General features: G+C 49.4%; 20 protein-coding genes and 4 tRNA genes. 15 read left to right on the top strand and 9 right to left on the bottom strand.

The window, feature by feature from the left end; translation table 11 throughout:
• Nucleotide 1 precedes the first annotated feature (1 nt).
• The 12 genes from BBP27_RS10565 (at nucleotide 2) to BBP27_RS10510 (ending at nucleotide 9,110) form a co-directional block, all read left to right on the top strand.
• Nucleotides 2-964 carry a beta-ketoacyl-ACP synthase III gene (locus tag BBP27_RS10565; RefSeq protein ID WP_188211912.1) on the top strand — a complete coding sequence of 321 codons (963 nt, stop codon included), beginning with the start codon at nucleotides 2-4 and terminating at the stop codon, nucleotides 962-964.
• Nucleotides 965-1,014: 50 nt separating this feature from the next.
• Nucleotides 1,015-1,362 (top strand): DUF1294 domain-containing protein, encoded by a 348-nt coding sequence (locus BBP27_RS10560; protein WP_188211913.1) that lies wholly within the window; start codon nucleotides 1,015-1,017, stop codon nucleotides 1,360-1,362.
• A 9-nt stretch (nucleotides 1,363-1,371) separates the two neighbouring features.
• Nucleotides 1,372-2,298, top strand: a complete 927-nt coding sequence (gene fabD, locus BBP27_RS10555; RefSeq protein WP_036492858.1) for an ACP S-malonyltransferase — start codon at nucleotides 1,372-1,374, stop codon at nucleotides 2,296-2,298.
• Nucleotides 2,299-2,371: 73 nt separating this feature from the next.
• Nucleotides 2,372-3,373 (top strand): WaaS/CpsH family glycosyltransferase, encoded by a 1,002-nt coding sequence (locus BBP27_RS10550; RefSeq protein ID WP_188211914.1) that lies wholly within the window; start codon nucleotides 2,372-2,374, stop codon nucleotides 3,371-3,373.
• Between the two features lie 55 nt (nucleotides 3,374-3,428).
• Nucleotides 3,429-4,499, top strand: a complete 1,071-nt coding sequence (locus BBP27_RS10545) for a WaaS/CpsH family glycosyltransferase (protein WP_107831944.1) — start codon at nucleotides 3,429-3,431, stop codon at nucleotides 4,497-4,499.
• Nucleotides 4,492-5,520 carry a glycosyltransferase family 8 protein gene (locus BBP27_RS10540; RefSeq protein WP_188211915.1) on the top strand — a complete coding sequence of 343 codons (1,029 nt, stop codon included), beginning with the start codon at nucleotides 4,492-4,494 and terminating at the stop codon, nucleotides 5,518-5,520. The genes BBP27_RS10545 and BBP27_RS10540 overlap by 8 nt, the downstream gene beginning before the upstream one ends.
• Nucleotides 5,521-5,631: 111 nt before the next feature.
• Nucleotides 5,632-6,378, top strand: a complete 747-nt coding sequence (fabG, locus tag BBP27_RS10535) for a 3-oxoacyl-ACP reductase FabG (RefSeq protein WP_188211916.1) — start codon at nucleotides 5,632-5,634, stop codon at nucleotides 6,376-6,378.
• Between the two features lie 270 nt (nucleotides 6,379-6,648).
• Nucleotides 6,649-8,631: a monovalent cation:proton antiporter family protein gene (locus BBP27_RS10530; RefSeq protein WP_188211917.1), complete on the top strand. Its 1,983-nt coding sequence runs from the start codon at nucleotides 6,649-6,651 to the stop codon at nucleotides 8,629-8,631.
• 69 nt (nucleotides 8,632-8,700) lie between these two features.
• A tRNA-Val gene (locus tag BBP27_RS10525) sits at nucleotides 8,701-8,776 on the top strand.
• Nucleotides 8,777-8,809: 33 nt separating this feature from the next.
• Nucleotides 8,810-8,886: transfer RNA gene (locus BBP27_RS10520), tRNA-Asp, on the top strand.
• A gap of 39 nt (nucleotides 8,887-8,925) precedes the next feature.
• Nucleotides 8,926-9,001 (top strand) — tRNA-Val (locus BBP27_RS10515).
• Nucleotides 9,002-9,033: 32 nt separating this feature from the next.
• Nucleotides 9,034-9,110 (top strand) — tRNA-Asp (locus BBP27_RS10510).
• 290 nt (nucleotides 9,111-9,400) lie between these two features.
• Here BBP27_RS10510 and dacB read toward each other — a convergent pair.
• On the bottom strand, nucleotides 9,401-10,813 hold the full coding sequence (gene dacB, locus BBP27_RS10505; RefSeq protein ID WP_188211918.1) for a D-alanyl-D-alanine carboxypeptidase/D-alanyl-D-alanine endopeptidase: 1,413 nt from the start codon (nucleotides 10,811-10,813) through the stop codon (nucleotides 9,401-9,403).
• A gap of 70 nt (nucleotides 10,814-10,883) precedes the next feature.
• Nucleotides 10,884-12,311, bottom strand: coding sequence for an MFS transporter (locus BBP27_RS10500; RefSeq protein WP_188211919.1), 1,428 nt, complete (start codon nucleotides 12,309-12,311; stop codon nucleotides 10,884-10,886).
• A gap of 136 nt (nucleotides 12,312-12,447) precedes the next feature.
• Here BBP27_RS10500 and BBP27_RS10495 point away from each other — a divergent pair, with 136 nt between their 5' ends.
• The 3 genes from BBP27_RS10495 (at nucleotide 12,448) to BBP27_RS10485 (ending at nucleotide 15,180) form a co-directional block, all read left to right on the top strand.
• A complete protein-coding gene (locus BBP27_RS10495; RefSeq protein WP_188211920.1) occupies nucleotides 12,448-13,014 on the top strand; it encodes an NADPH-dependent FMN reductase in 567 nt (188 codons plus the stop codon).
• 145 nt (nucleotides 13,015-13,159) lie between these two features.
• The gene (locus BBP27_RS10490) at nucleotides 13,160-13,837 is read left to right on the top strand and encodes a response regulator (RefSeq protein WP_070713642.1); all 678 of its coding nucleotides are present in this window, start codon (nucleotides 13,160-13,162) and stop codon (nucleotides 13,835-13,837) included.
• Between the two features lie 29 nt (nucleotides 13,838-13,866).
• Nucleotides 13,867-15,180 carry a sensor histidine kinase gene (locus BBP27_RS10485; protein WP_188211921.1) on the top strand — a complete coding sequence of 438 codons (1,314 nt, stop codon included), beginning with the start codon at nucleotides 13,867-13,869 and terminating at the stop codon, nucleotides 15,178-15,180.
• Nucleotides 15,181-15,307: 127 nt separating this feature from the next.
• Here the strand turns inward: BBP27_RS10485 and aroB are convergent, their stop codons facing one another.
• From aroB to pilM, 7 genes are all read right to left on the bottom strand, one after another.
• Nucleotides 15,308-16,387: a 3-dehydroquinate synthase gene (aroB, locus tag BBP27_RS10480; RefSeq protein WP_188211922.1), complete on the bottom strand. Its 1,080-nt coding sequence runs from the start codon at nucleotides 16,385-16,387 to the stop codon at nucleotides 15,308-15,310.
• Between the two features lie 22 nt (nucleotides 16,388-16,409).
• The gene (locus BBP27_RS10475; protein ID WP_283255489.1) at nucleotides 16,410-16,922 is read right to left on the bottom strand and encodes a shikimate kinase; all 513 of its coding nucleotides are present in this window, start codon (nucleotides 16,920-16,922) and stop codon (nucleotides 16,410-16,412) included.
• A gap of 130 nt (nucleotides 16,923-17,052) precedes the next feature.
• Nucleotides 17,053-19,185, bottom strand: coding sequence for a type IV pilus secretin PilQ (locus tag BBP27_RS10470; RefSeq protein ID WP_188211923.1), 2,133 nt, complete (start codon nucleotides 19,183-19,185; stop codon nucleotides 17,053-17,055).
• 20 nt (nucleotides 19,186-19,205) lie between these two features.
• Nucleotides 19,206-19,748, bottom strand: coding sequence for a pilus assembly protein PilP (locus BBP27_RS10465; protein WP_049347906.1), 543 nt, complete (start codon nucleotides 19,746-19,748; stop codon nucleotides 19,206-19,208).
• Between the two features lie 15 nt (nucleotides 19,749-19,763).
• Nucleotides 19,764-20,435 carry a type IV pilus inner membrane component PilO gene (locus BBP27_RS10460; protein ID WP_049347905.1) on the bottom strand — a complete coding sequence of 224 codons (672 nt, stop codon included), beginning with the start codon at nucleotides 20,433-20,435 and terminating at the stop codon, nucleotides 19,764-19,766.
• Nucleotides 20,435-21,058 carry a PilN domain-containing protein gene (locus tag BBP27_RS10455; protein WP_036492821.1) on the bottom strand — a complete coding sequence of 208 codons (624 nt, stop codon included), beginning with the start codon at nucleotides 21,056-21,058 and terminating at the stop codon, nucleotides 20,435-20,437. Before BBP27_RS10455 ends, BBP27_RS10460 begins: the two co-directional genes overlap by 1 nt.
• A 4-nt stretch (nucleotides 21,059-21,062) precedes the next feature.
• Nucleotides 21,063-22,154 (bottom strand): type IV pilus assembly protein PilM, encoded by a 1,092-nt coding sequence (gene pilM / locus BBP27_RS10450; protein WP_070850270.1) that lies wholly within the window; start codon nucleotides 22,152-22,154, stop codon nucleotides 21,063-21,065.
• Nucleotides 22,155-22,157 lie beyond the last annotated feature (3 nt).

Below are 22,157 nucleotides of genomic sequence, written 5' to 3'. Positions count from 1 at the left end.
CATGCAATATGCCAAAATTTCCGGCACAGGCAGCTATCTTCCTGCCAACCGCGTCAGCAATGACGACCTTGCCAAAAAAGTGGATACTTCCGACGAATGGATTACCACGCGTACAGGCATCAAATTCCGCCATATTGCAGACGAGTGCGAAAAAACCAGCGACTTGGCCGCCGAATCAGCACGCCGCGCCTTGGCAGATGCCCATTTACAGGCTGACGACATCGACCTGATTATCGTCGCCACAGCCACTCCCGATATGCAGTTCCCCTCCACTGCGACCATCGTTCAGCAAAAATTAGGCATAACCAACAGCTGCCCCGCCTTTGACGTACAAGCCGTGTGCGCCGGTTTTATGTATGCCATGACCACTGCCAATGCCTACATCAAAAGCGGCATGGCGAAAAACGCTTTGGTTATCGGCGCGGAAACCTTCAGCCGCATCGTCGATTGGAACGACCGCACCACCTGCGTCCTCTTTGGTGACGGCGCAGGCGCGGTTGTCTTAAGCGCATCTGACGAACCGGGCATCATCCACAGCAAACTCAAAGCCGACGGCAACTACCTCAACCTTTTAAACGTCCCCGGACAAATCGCCAACGGCCAAATTTGCGGTTCGCCCTACATCAGTATGGACGGCCCCGGCGTATTCAAGTTTGCCGTCAAAATGCTGGCAAAAATTGCAGATGACGTTATCGAAGAAGCCGGATACACCGCTGACCAAATCGATTGGATTGTGCCGCACCAAGCCAACAAGCGCATTATCGACTCTACCGCCAAACACTTGGGCTTGAGCATGGACAAAGTGATCTTGACCGTCCAAGACCACGGCAACACTTCCGCAGCCTCCATTCCGTTGGCACTGGATGTCGGTATTAAAAACGGCCAAATCAAACGCGGACAAAACCTCTTGCTCGAAGGTATCGGCGGCGGTTTTGCCTGGGGTGCGGTTTTGGTGAAATACTAACGATTGGGCCGTCTGAATATCCCTTCAGACGGCCTATTCTGCTCAAACCCATGAAATCCCTAACGTTTGCACTCTGCATCAGCAGCCTGTTTTTAAGCATAACGGCTGTAATATTGCCCAAACTGGCAATCGCCTATCTCGCACTGAGCGCATACGTTTTCCTGCTTTACCACCAAGACAAACAGCGCGCACGCAAGCAAGACAGGCGCATACACGAAGCAAAATTGCACCTGCTCAACCTGCTTGGCGGCTGGCCGGGCGGTTATTGCGGCAGCCTCGCATTCCGGCACAAAACCAGCAAACCCGGATTTGTCCGCACCTTCCAACTGAGTGCCGCAACCAATACTGTCGCCACCCTCCTTCTGCTGGCAGACACCCTCAAACATTCAAACCAATAAGGAATTACCATGTCTTTCGCATTCTTCTTTCCCGGACAAGGCTCACAAAGCCTAGGCATGATGAACGGCTTTGCCGAGCAAGCCATCGTTAAAGCCACATTTGACGAAGCTTCCGCCGTATTGGGTCAAGACCTGTGGGCAATGATTAACGGCGAAGATGCCGAATTAATCGGACAAACCGTCAACACCCAGCCCATCATGCTGGCTGCCGGCATTGCCACCTACCGCGCCTACTTAGAAGCAGGCGGCAAAACCCCTTCCGTCGTTGCAGGCCACAGCCTCGGCGAATACACCGCCCTCGTCGCCGCCGGCGCATTGGATTTTGCAGATGCAGTCAAACTGGTCCGCCTGCGCGCCGAACTCATGCAGTCTGCCGTACCGCAAGGCGTAGGCGCAATGGCCGCTATTTTGGGCTTGGAAGACGAACAAGTCAAAGCCATTTGCGCCGAAGCCGCACAAGGCGAAGTCGTTGAAGCCGTCAACTTCAACTCCCCCGGCCAAGTCGTGATCGCCGGCAACACCGCTGCAGTCGAACGCGCCATGGCTGCCGCCAAAGAAGCCGGAGCCAAACGTGCCCTGCCGCTGCCCGTTTCCGTTCCCTCTCACTGCAGCCTCATGAAGCCCGCAGCGGAAAAACTTGCCGAAGCATTGAAAGACATCACCATCAAACAACCGCAAATCCGCGTCATCCATAACGCCGATGTTGCCTCTTACGATGATGCCGACAAAATCAAAGATGCCCTAGTACGCCAACTGTACAGCCCGGTGCGCTGGACAGAAACCGTCAACGCGCTTGTTTCCGAAGGCATCACCGAATCCGCCGAATGCGGCCCCGGCAAAGTCCTCGCAGGCCTCGCCAAACGCATCAACAAAGAAGCCGTATGCAGCGCATTGACCAATGCCGATCAAGTGGCTGCATTTATCGAAGCCCACTAAAACATTTTCAGACGACCTTATCCTGTCAGGCAAGGCCGTCTGAAAAATCAGCCCACTCCAATCCGAATACATTATGAAAAAAACCATTATTCTTGCCGTTCCCTATATGTACGGACTGGATCAATGTATCGAGAAAAATCTGCGTTTTCTTGGTTTTGAGGTCATCAACCTGTGCTATGACGACCGGGATTCCTATTACCCGAACTTGGGCAGCAGACTCAAAAACCTCTATCACAAACACATCACCAAAGACGGCAACTATAAAAAATACCTCAAATACAGCCGCTACCTCGACGACATTCAGCAAAAATTGGCCTCGCTAAACGGTAAAAAAGCCGACTATGCGCTCTGTATCCGCGCCAATATTTACCCCAAAGAAATCATCGCCACCATCCGAGAACACAGCAATGTTTGCGTGAATTATCAATGGGATGGCGTAGGGCGCTTCCCAGACATTATTGAATATTTGGATTATTTTGACCAATGCTGGGTTTTCGATCCCGATGACATTCAAAAATATCCACAATGCCGTTTCAAAGCCACCACCAATTTTTACTTTGACTTTCCCGTGGCGGAATATGCCCCCACCAACAAACTCTACTTTTTGGGCGGCTATGAACTCCGACGCGAAGAGCAAACCAAACGCTTTATCCAAGAAACCGAACGCCTCAATTTACCCTTGGATTTTCATATCTACTGCAAAGATGACAGGGCCGAAAAAGCCTTCGGACACAACGGCATCCGCTATCTCGACCGCAGCAGCATCCTTAGCTTTGAAGAAAACCTCAGCCAAGTGCAAAGTTGCGGCGCAGTCGTCGATTTTGCACAGTTCGAACATTACGGCTTATCATTCCGTATCTTTGATGCGTTGCGTTTCGATAAAAAACTGATTACCACCAACAAACATATCTTAGAGACTGACCTATACCACCCAGACCGCGTGTTCGTATGGGACGGCGGTGGTTTAGACGCATTGCCTGAATTTTTGGCACGCCCGTATCAGCAACCTGCCCCTGAAATCAAAGCCTATTATTCGTTTACACAATGGCTAAACCGCCTGCTCGGCATTGATTAACCTTATTGTCTACGGCAGATAACCCTGCCTGACAAAATATTATATTGAATACATTATGAGTAAGAAAAAAGTCATTCTCGCCATGCCGGAACTCTTCAAAATCCACGAACTCATTATTGAGAACTTGGAGAAATGCGGATTTGAAGTGTTGTCCCTGACCTATGAAGAAAAAGAGTTCAAATACAAAAATGTATTTCAACGGCTGAAAAAAATCTGGTATCGAAATATTCTTGGACAAAAAGACTTCAAAAAACGGACCATGTTCCGCGCCGTAGAAGAACGCCTCAATACCCTGTTAAGCGAACATCCCGAACAAGCGGATTATTGCTTCATGATTTGGCTGGGTGCCTATCCGAAAGATTTTATCGCCAAGCTCAGAGCACATTCCAAATTGATGGTGTACTACAACTGGGAAGCCCTGACCTTCTTAAAAGAAGACTTCGACAACATCGAATTTTTCGACAAGTTTTACTTTTTCGATCCGTTTGACCAGGGCAAACATCCCGAATACACCGAAAAACTCTTTCCAACCACCAGCTTCTACTTTGACTGCTTCAGGCCGTCTGAAAACCCGCAAAACAAAATCTTGTTTATCGGCTCGTACGCCGCCGACCGCAACAACGACATCCGCGCATTTTGCGAAGCTGCACGTTCAATCGGTTTAGAAATAGATTTCCGCTTGGCCAGCAAGAAAATCGAAGAAGAAAAAGCGGCATTGGGCATTCCCGAAGTCGAGTTTTTCTCCTTTGAAAACGCCCTCTCCTATCGTCAAAACTTAGAAGAAGCGGCCAAATCCTCCGTATTGGTGGATTTCCTCAACCGCAAGCACTACGGTCTCTCTTTGCGGATTTTCGAAGCGATTGGTTTAGACAAAAAACTGATTACGACCAATCCGACCATCGTACATTACGATTTTTATCACCCGAACAATATGTTCTACTGGGACGGAAGCAACCTTGAAGAACTCAAAGCCTTCCTGACCTTACCGTATGTACCGCTTGCCCCAGGCTTGAAGCACAAATACAGCTTCAGCAACTGGATCAGCTGCGCCTTTAACATCGAACCCAACATCCCCATTACCCTGCCCCAAGCGGACCCGTCCATTTTGGAGAAACAGCATGTTTGAAAAAGAAAAACTACTAACTGCCGTCCTGCCAGTCAGACAAAGGCCGCCTGAAAAAAACACACGGCACATCGTCTATGCAGCCGATCAAAATTACATCCGACATATCGGCACATCCATGCTTTCCGTATTGGAAAACAATCACTTCCCCATCCACTTCCACCTACTGGTCAGCGGATCGGAAAGCTACGACTTCAGCATTTTCAACCAACTCGAAACCATCAATCCCAACTATGCCGTAACAGTTTACCACCTCAACACCGAATACTTTACCACCCTGCAAACCAACAGCTATTTCACCATAGCCATGTACTACCGCATGTGCATACCTGCCATACTTGGCGGCATCAGTGATAATGCTCTTTATCTCGACACCGACGTATTATGCTTGGGTGACATCTCCGAACTCTTTACCATAGACCTTACAGGCCAACTCGTCGCTGCAGCTCCTGATACCATATTCCGCGCTTATATCTGCAAGCTAAATCCTGTCGGCTTCAACGACACCGCCCCCTACTTCAATTCCGGCGTATTACTATTCAACATCCAAAACTGGAACGATTCACAAACAGACAATATATTACAAAACAAAATAGAAGCCGTGGAAAACGCCAACATCCGCCTATCATGCCCCGACCAAGACATCCTCAACCTTACTTGTATCAATAAAATCCGCTGGCTTCCCGATACATACAACTGGATACATTGGCAAAAAAAAGCTTATGAATTAAACAAAAACCCAAATGCAATCAAACTCGTACACTTTACCGGCCACGTCAAACCATGGCACGTCTTAGGTTTTCATCCCGTTTACGACCGCTACTATCAAAAGTCGCCTTGGAACGAAGGATATATTCATCAACCGTTAAACACATGGCTGCCCTTTCCTAAGCCCTACCAAGCCTTCAAACAAGCCGCCAAAAGACTTTCAAAGCAAGGGGATAAAAAACAAGCCTGGGCATATTACAAAGAATACCTGCTCAGAAAACTCAATCCAAACAGATTCAAAGCACCAGATTTTTAACTGTCAAATAGAAAGTTCAGACGGCCTACTTAAGAAAATTAGATTAAAAAACCTATTCGTGGTATAAGGCCGTCTGAAACCATTTTTCCAATCGCAATTAAGGAATAAAACATGAGTACACAAGATTTGAGCGGCAAAATTGCTTTAGTAACCGGCGCATCGCGCGGCATTGGTGCGGCGATTGCCGATACTTTGGCTGCGGCCGGTGCAAAAGTTATCGGCACGGCCACCAGCGAAAGCGGCTCGGCTGCAATTAGCGAGCGCTTGGCGCAATGGGGCGGCGAAGGCCGTGCATTGAATTCTGCCGAACCTGAAACCATCGAAAACCTGATTGCCGACATCGAGAAAGAATTCGGCAAACTGGATATTCTGGTCAACAACGCCGGCATTACCCGCGACAACCTCCTGATGCGCATGAAAGAGGAAGAATGGGACGACATCATGCAGGTCAACCTCAAATCCGTCTTCCGCGCCTCCAAAGCCGTATTGCGCGGCATGATGAAACAGCGTGCAGGCCGCATCATCAACATCACATCCGTTGTCGGCGTGATGGGCAATGCCGGCCAAACCAACTATGCAGCCGCAAAAGCAGGCTTAATCGGTTTTTCCAAATCCATGGCGCGTGAAGTCGGCAGCCGCGGTATTACCGTCAACTGCGTCGCCCCCGGCTTTATCGACACCGATATGACCCGCGCCTTGTCTGAAGAAACCCGCAAAACCTTCGAAGCGCAAACTTCACTGGGCAAATTCGGTGAAGCGCAAGATATTGCCGATGCAGTCTTGTTCTTGGCTTCTGATCAGGCAAAATACATTACCGGTCAGACACTTCATGTCAACGGCGGCATGTTGATGCCTTAAACCGTTTGTTTATTTAAAGGCCGTCTGAATATTTCAGACGGCCCTTTTTGTCAATCAAAACACTATTTTACATTCTATCTTGATATAATCTTAATAATCCGTTAGATAACGCTCGAAACAGTAAATCCAAATAAGCATGATACGGGAAATCAAATCGCAGGAATAAATTTCGTTCTGTGCGTTTTTATTTGGGTTTGCTGTCGGTTTTCGACGTGTTTCAGACGGCCTCTATATAACAATATTTACTTTTAATGAAAGGCCGCCCACTCTATGCACGAATTTTCCCTTGCTCCCATTGTCATTGTTCTGTTGGTTGCCGTTATTACGGTTATCTGCTGCCGCAAATTCAACATTCCTTCCATGCTCGGTTATCTTTTGGTCGGTTTTATTGCCGGTCCGGGTATGTTCAGACTGATTCCGCAAAGCCACGCTACCGACTATTTGGGCGAAATCGGCATTGTGTTCTTGATGTTCAGCATCGGCCTCGAATTCTCCCTGCCTAAACTCAAAGCCATGCGCCGCCTCGTATTCGGTTTGGGCGGTTTGCAAGTCATCGTTACCATGTTCTCGATTATGGGCATTTTGATGGCGATGGGCACGCCGTTCAACTGGGCGTTTGCCACTGCGGGCGCACTGACCATGTCGTCCACCGCCATTGTCAGCCGCATTCTGTCGGAGAAAACCGAGCTGGGTCAGCCGCATGGTCAAATGGCCATGGGTGTTTTGCTGATGCAAGATATTGCCGTTGTACCGCTGATGATTCTGATTCCGGCGCTTGCAGGCGGCAGCGAAGGCAACTTGTGGGTAGAGCTGGGCTTGGCCGGTTTGAAAATGTTGCTGACCTTGGGCATTTTGTTTGTTGTTGGCAGCCGTGTGATGTCGCGCTGGTTCAGACTGGTTGCCAAACGCAAATCGTCCGAACTCTTCATGATCAACGTTTTGCTGGTTACTTTGGGCGTAGCCTATCTGACAGAGCTTGAAGGCCTGTCTATGGCATTGGGCGCATTCGTTGCCGGTATGTTACTTTCCGAAACCGAATACCGCATTCAGGTGGAAGACGACATCCGTCCATTCCGCGACATCCTGCTGGGCTTCTTCTTCATCACCGTCGGCATGAAGCTGGATATTCAGGCACTGATCGGTAACTGGCAGCAAATCCTGATTTTGTTGGTCATCCTGTTGGCCTTGAAAGCACTGGTTGTTTTCGTCATCGCTTTGCGCATGAAAAACCCTGTGGGCGACAGCCTCAAGAGCGCGCTTTATTTGGCGCAAGGCGGCGAGTTCGGCTTCGTGATGCTGGCCATTTCCAGCAAAATCAATATGGTTTCGCCCGAATTGGAACAAGCGGCCACCGCAGCCGTCTTACTCTCCATGATTGCCGCACCATTTATCTTGGGCAGCAGCGATGCCATCATCGGCCGCTTCGTCAAATCCGACTGGGACATGAAAGCCTTGGACTTGCACTCCATGCTGGTGGAAACCATGAGCAAATCCGAACACGTCCTGATTATCGGTTTCGGACGCGGCGGTCAATCGGTTGCCCGTGTATTGGCGCAAGAAGGCATCCCCTACTTTGCCCTCGACTTGGACATCGCACGCGTACAAGTGGCACGCAACGCAGGTGAGCCGGTTTCCTTTGGCGATGCCAAACGCCGTGAAGTTTTGGAAGCCGCCGGATTGGGACGCGCTAAAATGGTGGTCATTACGCTGAACAATATGCACGAGACCCAACATGTTCTCGGCAACATCATGTCCATGCATCCGAGCATGCCGGTTTATGTTCGCGCCACCAATGACGATTACGTCAAAACCTTTACCGAAATGGGCGCGGAAGAAGCCGTTTCCGACACCAAAGAAACCAGCCTGGTGCTGGCGAGCTATGCCATGTTGGGCCACGGCCTCTCCTACAACCACGTTTATCAAACCATAACCCATATCCGTCACAGCCGCTATGCATCGTTGCAAGACTTGTTTATCGGCAGTGATGATGACAGCTTCTCAGACGAAGACAGCAAAGCCATCTCCCGTCACGCCTTCCCGTTGCACGGCGAGGCACACGCCATCGGCAAAACCATCCGCGAACTGCCCTTATCCGCCCATCATCTGAAGCTATTGTTTATCCGCCGCAAGACCGGAAAAATCCAAGAACTTGATCCTGATTTTGTTTTGGAAAACGGTGATATTTTGGTTGTCGCAGGCAAGCAGGAAGAAATTATTTCCTTTGAAAACTGGTGCTTGCAAGGAGATATCTAATAATCGGCAAATAAATCTTGCGCGCATCAGAATTTTTTGGTTTAATAGCGTCTTCGCAATTTTGCGCACGGGTGATTAGCTCAGTTGGTAGAGCGTCTGCCTTACAAGCAGAATGTCGGCGGTTCGACTCCGTCATCACCCACCAAGTTTCCTTTTCATTGTCTTTGACAGTGGATGCGCGGTGGTAGCTCAGTTGGTTAGAGTACCGGCCTGTCACGCCGGGGGTCGCGGGTTCGAGCCCCGTCCGCCGCGCCATCATTTAAAAATACTGATTTTTCAGTATCTCCCTTTTACGGGTGATTAGCTCAGTTGGTAGAGCGTCTGCCTTACAAGCAGAATGTCGGCGGTTCGACTCCGTCATCACCCACCACTTTCCTTTTCATTGTCTTTGACAGTGGATGCGCGGTGGTAGCTCAGTTGGTTAGAGTACCGGCCTGTCACGCCGGGGGTCGCGGGTTCGAGCCCCGTCCGCCGCGCCATCAAGTTAAAAATAAAAAATACCGGTTTTTACTGGTATTTTTTTTCGTCTGTACCTTATGCCTTTTCGTAAAAAGTCCGATTATTTAGACAAGAGAAACCGGAAATAAAACTTAAAACATACGCCTTAAATACCGAAGATAAAACCATACATCTCAAGCTGATTCACACCAAACACTTATTCATCCAATCCCTCTGAATTATCCTTCAAAATAGACATAGATACTTGCCCCTTCTTACACAAAGGCCGTCTGAAACGTCAATACATTTTCAGACGGCCTTTTTTAGCTTATTAAGCCTGATATCTCATCACGCAGGAGGCCTTAGCATCAATCCAATGATCTCCGCCCGGCTGAACGATTTTAGACACCAGCTTATCCAAATCGCGTAAATAATCGGTTGACTTCGGGCTGTTGATAATGACGACAACCAACAACGGCTTTTCGCCCAACCAATACCCAGCCAGTGCGCGGACATCTTTGAGCGTACCGGTTTTAAGGCGCAGGTTTTCACCGGGTTGTTTCAAGCGCGTTTTAAGCGTACCATCCCTGCCAGCAATCGGCAGCGTACTGATAAACTCGTTTTTAAACGGGCTGAAGTAGGCTTTTTCCAACATTTGCGCCATCATTCGCGCATTGAGCCGTTCTACGCGGGACAGGCCTGAGCCGTTTTCCAACACCAGCCCTTCTGTATTGATACCGGCAACCGCCAGCTCGCTTTTTACGATAGAGGCGGCCTTGGCCTGAGCCTGCTTGTAATCAGACATATGTCCGGCAAATTTAAGGAAAACCGAACGGGCAATCAGATTATTGGAATGCTTGTTCATATCCGTGAGGATATCGGCAAGCGGTTTGGATAGATGGCTCGCCAACACATGCGCGTCATGAGGCGCGACACCTGTTGTCAGGCCGTCTGAAACCGTGCCGTCTTGTTGACGCCATTGGTTGACAAAACTTTTGCCGACAAATTCTTTCATGCTGTACATATTCAGATACAGCTCTTTGCCCAAGCAGCTTTCCGGCAGCTTGCCCGATACGGTCAGCGTATTGTTTTTATAGGAAGTTTTCATGTGGTTTTTTAAAACGCTGCACTTTCCTTCCTTATCTTCAAGCATCAATTTGTTTTGAATGTTCAGATTCGGCAGCGGCGGATTGGTACGGATGACCAAGCGTCCGTCTGCTTCTTTTTCGGCGCTAAGTTCAACGGTTTTATACGCCAACATATTGGGATCAGGCGGCGTCATAAAGCTCTCGGCAGAATCGGAAGCAAAATCATCCGGATTCTTCACATCGCCCCACAGGCTGCGGTCGAGTATCAGGTGTCCTTCAATATGGCGTATGCCCTTATCACGCATCTGTTGCTGCATTTGCACCAGATCATGCTGGTCAAAAACAGGATCGCCGCTCCCCACCCAATACACATTGCCTTTCAGCGTATCGCCTTTGATTGAGCCGTTGGTTTTAAACTCAGTTTTCCAACGATAATCGCCACCCAACATACGAAACGCGGTAAACGCCGTTACCAGCTTCATGGTCGAAGCAGGATTGCGCAATTCATCGGCACGGTGCTCGGCAATCACTTTGCCGCTGTCCAATTCCTGCACATAAACGGAAATTTCATTTTCAGGAATACGCCCGAAATCCAAAGCCCATGACGGACAAACCGCCATCATCAGGCCGATTGATAAAATACTTTTCAACTTCATTGTATTACAAAAATCTTATAAATTCTTACGAGGTACTTAGGCCGTCTGAACGTTTCAGACGGCCTTTTATTTATTTCTGATGCGCTTTCAAACGCAAAGCAAACATGACGACCCCAATGCCGACAACCAAAACGCAACCCATCGCCAAATGGATACCGTCCAGCATTGCCTGTTGCGGCATATCTGCGCTGGAAAGTTTCTCGCCAATATTGGTCGCACCGACAAAAAACGCCGCGCCGATGGCACCGGCAATCGGGTTGATAGTAGTCAGAATCGCCGCACCATGCGGATTGAGCATTTTCGGCAACGCGTTCAGACCATAAGTTTCGCCGGTTACACAAGCAGACACGGAAAGCGCCAACAGCGTAAACATCGCCGTCAACATCACCACTTGCGTATCAATCCGTAAAAACAGCCACAATACCGCCAACGACACCACCAGCATCACTGTTGCCGGCAAAACGACGAAGCGACCGCCCTTTTTGTCCAACAATTTACCGAACAAAGGCGCAGCAACCGCTTGGGCAATACTAGCAGGCATCAGAATCAGGCCGGTTGCCGTACCGGTCAGCATCAACACTTGCTGCGTGTACATCGGCACCATCAGTTCCAAGCCCAAAAACAGGAATATCGCACCGGCCAAAATCACAACGCAATATCTGAACTGTTTGTATTCAAAAGCACGAAGGTTCAACAACGGCGTAGCCAAACGGAACTGCCGGTGCGTAAACCAACCTACCAGTACAACGGAAGCGGCAAAGAGCAGGATAAATTCCAGCAGCGGTATATGGGCAAAATTACTGCTCGCATAAACCAACCCGCCGAAGCCCGCAATCGACAGCACAGCCGACAACATATCGATTTTCGGACGGCTGATGTTGCTCAAATTGACCGTCAAATATTTGCCCACCAGCACCATCGCCGCCAACATAAACGGCGCGGTAAAACCGAACAGCACACGCCAATGCGTATGGTCGATGATGATGCCCGACAGCGTAGGCCCCATTGCAGGCGCGGCGGTAAACATCATGGTAATCACACCCATCGCCGTTCCGCGCCTGTTGGGAGGGAAAATCGACAACACGCCGTTAAACAGAAGCGGGACAAAAAACGCGGCAGACACTGCCTGCACCATCCGACCGACCACCAATACGCCAAACGTCGGTGCAAACGCGCAAATCAGCGATCCTGCTAAAAACGTTGCCTGCGTAAACAGCACCATTTTGCGCGTTTCAAACCATTGAATCACGCCTGCCGTAATCGGCGTAAATGCCCCCATGACCAGCAAAAAGCCCGTTGTCAGCCATTGAACCGTGGTCTTATCGACACCAAAATCTTTCATAATCGGCGTAAGCGCGACATTCAGCAGCGTGTCGTTGAGATAGCCGAAAAATGCGCCGATGAATAAGGTGGCGACAATGGTTTTAGCTGGAAAGTCGGGATTGTCGGCATAGTATTCGTGTGCCGTTGCGTCCTCTTGCGAATCAGAAGCGTGCATAATAATTTGAAATATCAGCGAAACCGTTATTTTAGCATAAACCATTTTGACAGGCCGTCTGAAACCTTGACCGCTTCCCCAGATAACACTAAAATTTAGAATTGTTTTCATTTTTATTATTAAACAGGAGAAAAACATGTCAAAGAAAGTCAGCATCTTGGTCGGCAGCCTGCGTAAAGGCTCGTTCGCACGAAAAGTCGCACAAAACGTCATTCCCATGTTCCCCGAAGGCTACGAAGCGCAAATCGTCGAAATCGGCCATTTACCTTTATACAACTTCGACTACGACGATCCTGCCGTTACCGACTTCCCCACTCCATCCAGCTATACCGAGTTCCGTGAAACCATCAAAGCCTCTGCCGGCGTATTGTTCGTGACTTCCGAAAACAACCGTACCGTACCGGCCTGCCTGAAAAACGCCATCGACATCGGCTCCAAACCCAATGCCGATGTTGCCTGGAAAAAAACACCTGCCGGCATCATCAGCCATTCAGTCGGCAAAATGGGCGGTTATAGCGCGCAAAAAAATCTGAGCCTTGCCCTTTCATATTTCGATATGCCGCTGACCGGCCAGCCGGAAGTGTTCCTCGGCAACTCGCCTACCCTGTTTGACGACAACGGCCAGCTCATCGAATCCGCGCGCGGCTTTGTTCAAGGCTATATCGACCAATTGGTTGCCTTGATTGAGAAAAACCCTAAATAATCGCGATTGAAGCATACAGGCCGTCTGAAAAACGAATTTCAGACGGCCTCATCTTTTGCAAAAAATCAGTTTTTCAACCCTTCCTAAATTTTTACTAATTGAGTGCGGTTATAATCACTGTCCACCCATCCTCCGGAGAACTTCCATGCGCGTATTATTGGTTGAAGACGATGCCATGATTGCCCAAGCCGTCAGTGCCAACCTGAAAGACACCGGCTACGCTGTCGATTGGGTCAGCCTCGGTTCGGAAGTTGCCTCAGCAGTGGCGGCGCAGGCATACGATTTGCTACTCTTGGATTTGGGTTTGCCCGGCAAAGACGGTTTGGACGTATTGGCGCAAATCCGCAACGGCGGCTGTACCGTTCCCGTCTTAATCGTGACCGCACGCGATGATTTGCACAGCCGGCTCAACGGCCTAGACGGCGGCGCAGACGACTACATCGTCAAACCCTTCGACATGGCGGAACTGCAAGCCCGTATGCGCGCCGTATTGCGCCGACACGGCGGACAGGCGCAAACGCTACTGAGCAACGGCATCATCACGCTCAACCCTTCCACCCATCAGGCAGAAGTGGTCGGGCAGGAACAGGCCATCATGCTCAGCAACAAAGAATTTGCCGTCCTCCAAGCCCTGCTACTGCGTCCGGGCATGATTCTGTCGCGCAGCGATTTGGAAGATAAAATCTACGGCTGGGGTGAAGAAGTCGAAAGCAACGCCGTTGACTTCCTGATTCACGCCTTACGCAAAAAACTCGGCAAAGAAGCGATTCAAAACGTCCGCGGGGTCGGCTGGCTGGTTGCACAAAACAACCAGGCCGTCTGAAAAACCACAACAATATCAACATACAAACCATGCAACGCCTTATCCACACCATCAAACAATCCCTGCAAGTCCGGATCAGCTTCGCCCTGATCTGTATGCTCCTACCCCTCTCCATTCTTGCAGGCATATTTTCATATTACGATACTTATCACGAGACCCAAGAGGTTCAAGACGATCTATTGCGCCAAGTCGCGAACTATCTCGACCCGAGCGATGCCGATGACGAGAAACACTCACTCGACAACGACAACAAGATTTCCGTTCAATTTCCCAATACGCCCAACCCCATTGTCAGCCTGCCTGAGCAGATTTCAGACGGCCTGCACACCATTCAGGCCGATGACGACGACGATTACTACCGCGTCTATACCCGCAACACCAAGCAAGGCCGCATTGCCGTCATGCAGGAAAGCGACTACCGCGAAGAGCTGGCCGAAATGGCCGCCGTGCAGAGCATCCTCCCCATGCTCCTCGCACTACCCCTGATTATCCTGCTTACCGTCTGGATTACCCATCGCGCCATGCGTTCCGTCAAAACCCTGTCCAACGATTTAGAACAGCGCCAAATCAACGACCTCTCGCCGATGGACACGCAAAACATTCCCAGTGAAATCCAAGGCTTTGTCGTCGCCATCAACAACCTGTTGCAACGTACCGACGAAAACGTCCGCCAACAGCAACGCTTTATCGCCGATGCCGCACACGAATTGCGCAGCCCCATGACCGCCCTCTCCCTTCAGGCAGAGCGGCTCAACAATATGCAGCTATCCGCCGAAGCGCGCGAGCAGTCCGCCCTGTTGCAACAAAGCATACAGCGCAACCGCCACCTGCTCGAGCAACTCCTCTCCCTCGCACGCGCCCAAGCACCCGAAACCCAACGCCCCAAAACCCTGATCAGCCTGCAAAACCAGTTCCGCCGCGTCTTGCAGGAACTCATGCCGCTGGCGCTGGCCAAAGGTCAAGACATCGGCGTCGCCGTTGAAAACGACTGCCAAATCCACGCCGACGACACTGAAATCTACACCCTCATCAAAACCTTTACCGATAACGCCATCCGCTACACCCCCAAAGGCGGCCGCATCGATTTGGGCTTTGATGAAACCGCAGAATACCTCAACATCTGGGTGGAAGACGACGGCCCCGGCATTCCCCCAAGCGAACGCCAACGCGTTATCGACCCCTTCTACCGCATTCTCGGCACCGAACAACAAGGCACCGGCTTGGGCCTGTCCATTGCAGACACCATTGTCAAACGCCATCAAGGCCGTCTGAAACTGGCCGACAGCCGACGCTTTGACAGCGGCTTGTTGATTATTGCCGAGTTGGATAAAAAGACACTTTAAATGATTGACCCGCTCAAATTGGTTTATCTACCTTTAAGCTGATGAATCAAAACTCTAAAATCAAAGGCCGTCTGAAAATGACTTTCAGACGGCCTTTTTATATTTTAAAGCAAACCTCATTCATTCTTCACAAATACGGCTGCAAGGTTTGGCGGAGGATTTCCATATCGGTAATTTCGGTGATATTGGCTTTGCCCAAGTATTCCAAGCCGACAAAACGCATGATGCCGCTGCTGACTTTTTTGTCGTGGCTCATGTGTTCAATCCATTTTTCAAAGGAGAAAACAGGTGGCTCAGACGGGAGGGAGGCGGTTTCCATTAAAGTGGCAATGCGGTCGGTATCGGCCTGTTGGGTTTTGCCCAAAATTTGCGACAAACGGGAAGCGAGGACACAACCGGCGGCAACGGCTTCTCCGTGCAGCCATACGCCGTAGCCCATTTCAGCTTCGATGGCATGGCCGAAAGTGTGGCCGAGATTAAGCCATGCGCGGATGCCCTGCTCAGTTTCGTCTTGGGCAACAATATCGGCCTTCATTTTGCAGCAATGGTAAACGGCTTTTGCCATTTTTTCTTGGTGTTGTGCCATCAGGTCGGCCATATTTTCTTCCAACCAAGCAAAAAATTCGGCATCGCCCAATGCGCCGTATTTGATGACTTCGGCCATACCTGCGGAAAGTTCGCGCTGCGGCAGCGTTTGCAGAGCAGTCAAATCGGCCAGCACGGCTTGCGGCTGATAGAACGTGCCAATCATGTTTTTACCGAGCGGATGGTTGATGGCGGTTTTACCGCCAACCGAGGAATCGACCTGACTGAGCAATGTGGTCGGCACTTGGATAAAAGGTGCGCCACGCTGATAAGTCGCCGCGGCAAAGCCGACCATATCGCCTATCACGCCTCCGCCCAAAGCGATTAAAGTGGTTTTGCGTTCGGCACGGTTTTGCATCAGACCATCATAAATCAGGTTAAGCGTCTGCCAGTTTTTATATTCTTCGCCGTCGGGAAGGATGATGCTGAAATGCGGCACGCCCACTCTGTCTAAGGCCGTCTGAAGCTGCTTGAGATAAAGCGGCGCAACGGTTTCGTTGGTAATGATGGCTGCTTTTTTACCTAGATAGGGCTGAAGCAGCGTATCTGCCTGCTCAATCAGTTTATGCCCGATAAAGATGGGGTATTGATGGGACGGGGTTTGGACAGTCAGTGTGCGCATAGTATTCCTTTGCAAAGCGTACTTATTCGCCTAAAGCCTGTATCAGGCGTTTGAGCGTTTTGTGGCAGCTGTCGGATTCGATGACGAGATGGGCGGTTTGGCGGTACAGCGTATCGCGTTGGTCATACAGCTCTTGCAGTTTGGCCAAAGGGTCGGCAACTTGCAACAGCGGCCGGTTGCTGTCGTAACGGGTACGCTCCAGCAAGGTTTCAGGACTGGCATGCAGATAAACAACCGTGCCGTTTTGACGCAGAATCTGTCTGTTTTCACTACGCAACACGGCGCCGCCACCGGTCGATAAAACGATGTTGCGCCGGGAAGCGAGCTTCTTCAGCATATTGGTTTCGCGGTTGCGGAAGCCTTCTTCCCCTTCCATCTCAAAAATAGTCGGAATGGATACGCCCGATGAAGTGCAGATTTCGTAGTCGCTGTCGTAAAACGGGCATTCAAACATTTGGGCAAGCTGCTTGCCCAAAGTGGTTTTGCCCGCGCCCATCAGCCCGATTAAAATTAAATTGCCGTTGATTTTTTCCATGAGGGTCATTTTATACGATATGGCGGTTTCTTGGAAAAGTTCGTGGTTTTTCAGACGGCCTGAAACGAAAGGCCGTCTGAAAACGAAAACAGGCATACCTTTGCAGATATGCCTGTTTGTCATTTTAAAATCAATAACGCAGATTGTTACCCACATTATCCATAATGCGCGGCGTGATGAAAATCAACAGCTCACGGCGGTTTTCACGCTTGCCGCGTGATTTGAACAAATTGCCGACAACGGGAATATCGCCCAAAACAGGGACTTTGTTCACTGCATTGGTGCTTTCTTCTTCGTAAATACCGCCGACAATCAGCGTACCGCCATCTTCAACCATGGCTTGGGTATTCAAGTGCTTGGTGTTGATACACTTGGTTGTCAGAGAATCTACGGTACAGTCGATCGGGGTATCGCGATTAATCTTCACAGTCATGATGATTTGACCGTCAGGCGTAATGTTCGGCGTTACGGTCAAGCCCAAAACGGCTTTCTTGAAGGTAATCGAAGTCGCACCGCTGGAAGATGCTTCTTGGTAAGGGATTTCCGTACCGGATTCAATTTTGGCTTCTTTACGGTCTTGTGTCAGCACGCGCGGATTGGAAATGGTTTTGCTCTTACCTTGTTCTTCAGACGCGCTGATTTCCAAACCCAATGCGCCGGACGAGAACGCACGCACCAGCGCAATGCTGTTGACTGCAGCTGCGGTCGGCAGGCTGACGTTCGGATCTAAAGACCAAGTAGGATAGCCGACATCACCACGGTTAAACGAAGCATTGGTGTTATGGTTGGCTTGCGCATTGCTCCAGTTGCTGCCCCATGCCGTACGGCCGCTCGCGCCACCGGAACCGAATTTAACGCCCAAATTGCGGAAGAAGGTATCTTCTGCTTCGACAATGCGCGCTTCAACCATCACTTGACGGGTCGGAACGTCCAATTCATCAATCAGTTTGCGGAATTTCTCAATCACGCCGCGGTTGTCGGTTACGATCAGCGTATTGGTGGCCGGATCGATTAAGGCGCTGCCTCGGTTGCTCAGCAGAGTGTTGCGGGTATTGGAATTATTGCTGTCGTATTCCTCCAAACGCAAAATTTTGCGGAATTCTTCCACGTTTTTGTATTTCAACTGGAAGGTTTGAGAATACAGCGGACCCAATTCGGCAATCTCTTTTTCAGCCTGCAAGAAGGCTTTGTCTTTTGCCAACAATTCATCGCGGGGGGCGATATTGATGATGTTGCCTTGACGGCGCATATCCAAATTGCGCGCCTGCATGACCAAGTCCAATGCCTGATCCCAAGGTACATCTTTCAGGGACAAAGTCATGGTACCTTTAACGGTATCGCTGGCAACAATATTCACGCCGGACTCTTTCGCCAAAATCTGCAAAATGGTACGGACTTCTACATCTTGGAAGTCCAAGGAAATTTTACGGCCTTTAAACGATTTATTCACATTTTGGTTCAAGCCGCCGGATTCGGTATTGGCGGCTTTAGGCGATACTTCAAATACAAAACGGCCGGAAGAGGCTTTGGTATTGATGTCCCAATTCGCATTATTGTTGCGGATAATGAGCTGGGTAGAATTGCCGATACGTTTGAGCGTAACGTTTTGTACAGGCGTATTGAAGTCGGCCACATCCAAACTGCGTTGCGCTTGTGTCGGCAGCGTATGGTTTTTCAAGGTTACAACCACGCGGTCGCGTTGCTGTTTAATGTCCGGCTGTCCGCTGAAACCCGGGGCAGACAGTTCAATAATGCCGGAATTGCGTGCGCCTTTGCGGAAATCGATATTGGCGGCCGAAACGGCTTGATAAGCCTGAGTAGCGCGCGCGGTAGACGGTGTAGCCGCACGTTCATTTACAACGGCCACATTGGTTTGGTCAGTAGATTCGTTTACGAATACCCAAACTTCGTTGCCGCGAATTTCAGTATTGTATTGGCTGATTTTGTTCAAACCCAACACCACGCGTGCGCGGTCGTTGTTTTGCGCCGCAGTAATTTGATTCAGCAAGGGGTCGGCATATTCCAAAACAGGCTGGGGCAAACGGATATTGGTGTTGGCAAAATCCAATGCAATACGCGCCGGAGTAGATGTTACAAAACCATGAGGTGTGGTGACGTCTTTGTCGAAACGGATTTTGATGATTTTTTGGTTGTCAGGCAAAGTGGAAACGTTGATATCGGTAATATTGCCTGCAAAGGCCGTCTGAACAGCGAGGGCAACGCTGAAGCCGGCAAATAATTTTGTCATGTGCTTGGTTTTCATAATCGAGTGAGACCCCTAAATTAATTTGAATTCGAACTATCTGAGCTATCGGAAGAATCTGCCTCTTTACTGCTCAACGGCAATTCGGCCTTCCGGTACACCCAGTTGCCGTAGCTGTCTTCAACTTGCTCGGTCAGGATAATTTTATCTTCGGTAATACTTTGGATTCTGCCGTAATTCTGACCGATGTAATTTCCGGGATAAACGGTATAAACATGGTCGTTGACTTTGATAAATCCAGAAACTTTACCACCGCTTTGAAGCGTTCCGACAAAAGCCATGTTTTCCAGACTGAAGGCTTCCAAGGTTTCTTTCGGACGGTTTACATCCGGCGCATTACCGCCTTTAGGGGCAGTATCCAAACGGCGTGAATCAAACGCATTCAAGCCTTTAAAATTTGGAGGATTATACGGCTTGGGCAATGTAACCGTCGGCTCTTCAAACGGAATAATCTTGGATTTCGCTTCCTGACGGGTTTGCGTCATCCATTGAGTCAAATCTTCATAGCTTTGCGTGCAGGCTGCCAAGGGAAGAAGACTTAAGAGTAAGATGATTTTTTTCATGATTTCCCTATTCTTTTATTTTTGCTCATTCTCGGCAGGTTTGCCTTCTTCCTGCGCCTGTTGCGCAGCCAATTCAGCGGCAATCTCTTCAGCAGGACGGGCTTTGTAAGTTGTCGCAATCGCGCTCAGTGTCAATTCGCCTTTATTGCCTTTGCCTTCTTTATCCTCGCCTGCGTTGACGAGCTTCAAAGAATCCAACGTAATAATGCGCGACAAATCGCCTACGTCACGGGTAAATTGGCTGATCTGAGCGTATTTGCCTGTGATGGAAATCTGATACGGCAGTTTTTGAATCGGGCCATCATTTTCAGGTTGGAGTGGTGCAACGCTGTCCAAACGCAAGCCGTTGGTCGAACCTGCCTGATGCAATTCTTGAATCAGGTTCGGAATTTCCGCGTCAGTCGGCAATTGTTTCAACAAAACGTCGAATGCAGAACGAATCGAAGCCAATTCAGCCTTCAAATTGTTTAAACTTGCCGCCTGAATGCTTTTACGCGTAAAAGTTTCCTTCAGCTCATCTTCTTTGGCTTCCTGCGTATTCAAGGTTTCAATCTGATCTTTAAAGACGCCGACATAGCCCAAAGCCAACATACCGACAATCAATAAACCTGCCAGCAAAAGTTTTGAAGGCATATTGAGCAGGTACAGGTTTTGTACGTCCAATTGTTTTAGGTTTTTAGATGCCATTATTGAGCCTCCGGAGCAGGTTCGGCCACAGGTTCGGCCATTTCACCGCTGCTTTGGGCAGTCGGTGCAGGAGCCGGCGTATTCACCTGGTTGATTGAAGATTTCAAAGTAAATTCTTGGTAATTATCTACTTTTTTAATGCTCAACAATTCAGGCTGCAAGAAAATACCTGTACTCGGCAGGGAGCGCATCATAACAGCAATTTTATTGTCGCTGATGGCATGGCCGCTGATTTTATAGCTGGTCGGGCTTTCGGCTTCCAACGCGGTCAAATAAGTATTATCGGGCGTAAGCGTATTCAAAGAATCAAGGATATAGGCCGCTTGATAGCGTTTTTCCTGCAATTCTTCCACTTTCAGCTTTTTAGCCAAGAAGGCTTCTTTTTCTTGCTGAAGTTTATCGATTTCGCCTAATTCCCTATCGAGTCTGTCGATTTCGGTTTGCAGGAAGTTGTTGCGCCCTTCTTGATTGCTGATGGCGTTGTCAATGCCGAGATAAGTTGCGGCCGCCAAGCCCAAACCCACAGCAAAAGCGCCAAGCATCAATACTTTGAATTGCTGCTGCTTGCGCTGTTTAATCTCTTCCCGATACGGGAGAAGGTTGATTCTGGTTAATTCAATCATGTTCTCAAAGTCCCCTTAATGCCAATCCGAACGCCAAGGTCAGTGACGGCGCATCAATTTGAAGCTGCGGCAATTCTACTTTTGCACTGCGTTCCACATATGAAATCGGATGCAGATATTCTGTTGCCGTATTGGTTTGCGAGAAAATGCTTTCCGCCAAACCTGCCTGCTGCGCGGTAAAGCCGGTCAGCAGAATGTGTTTGATATTGGAGAAGGAATCAGTGGCTTGCGTGGTATAGTAAAATTGCAAAACACGCTGAACTTCTTGTGCAACCTGTACGTTAAAACGGTCGGCAATCTGAGATTGGTAGTCGGAAGGCTTGTTTTGAGAAGCCATCATTTGCGCGGCTTTTTCTTCCGTTACCTGATAAGTACGCTGAATCAGCTGATTGAGCTGCTCAGTGCTAACTGGCGTTTCTTGTTTGTAAAGAATACGGCCGTTTTGCAGGATCAGGGCATACATTTGCGTCGCATGAATGCCGAACACGGCAACTTTTTCCTCTGCCATCTCGGGGGCATGCGTATTCATCCAATAGACGAAGGCATTGCGTTGCGCCAGCAAGTCCAAATCCAAAGCAGACAAAGGCAGGCCCGCATTCTCGAACATTTCAATGCGCGGCTCGACATCGTCTTTTTTGGCGGCAACCGCTAAAACATGCTGACCCGAACCGACTTCTTCGGCTTGAAAGTCGTAGTTCATTTCTTCAATCGGCGCAAATTGGCCGACTTCCGCTTCGACAAACTCTTCCAAGTCCAAATCGGTATCACGCGGGTTGTAAATAATTTGTTCGACTGTCGCCAAGTTTTGTGGCACGGCCGCAACAATATTTTTGCAAGAACTGCGTAATTGTGCGTAAGTATGCTGGATGTAGGTAGCAAGCTGATCGTAGTCTTGAATTTTGTTGCCTTTGACAATATTTTTAGGCAATTTGGTAATAACGTATTTTTCCAGCTGAATTTGGTTTAAACTACGGCCTGTCAGTTGTACCATCTTAATGGCATGTTGGCTGATGTCGACGCCGATGGCAGAGCGGTTGTTCAATCCGCTAGAAGCCTTGCCTGTTTTGGTATCTTTCGTGCTTTTAAATAAGCGCATGAT

The organism is Neisseria sp. RH3002v2g (assembly GCF_014596425.2).
GTDB lineage: Bacteria > Pseudomonadota > Gammaproteobacteria > Burkholderiales > Neisseriaceae > Neisseria.
This window is presented reverse-complemented; position numbering and strand designations above follow the sequence as displayed.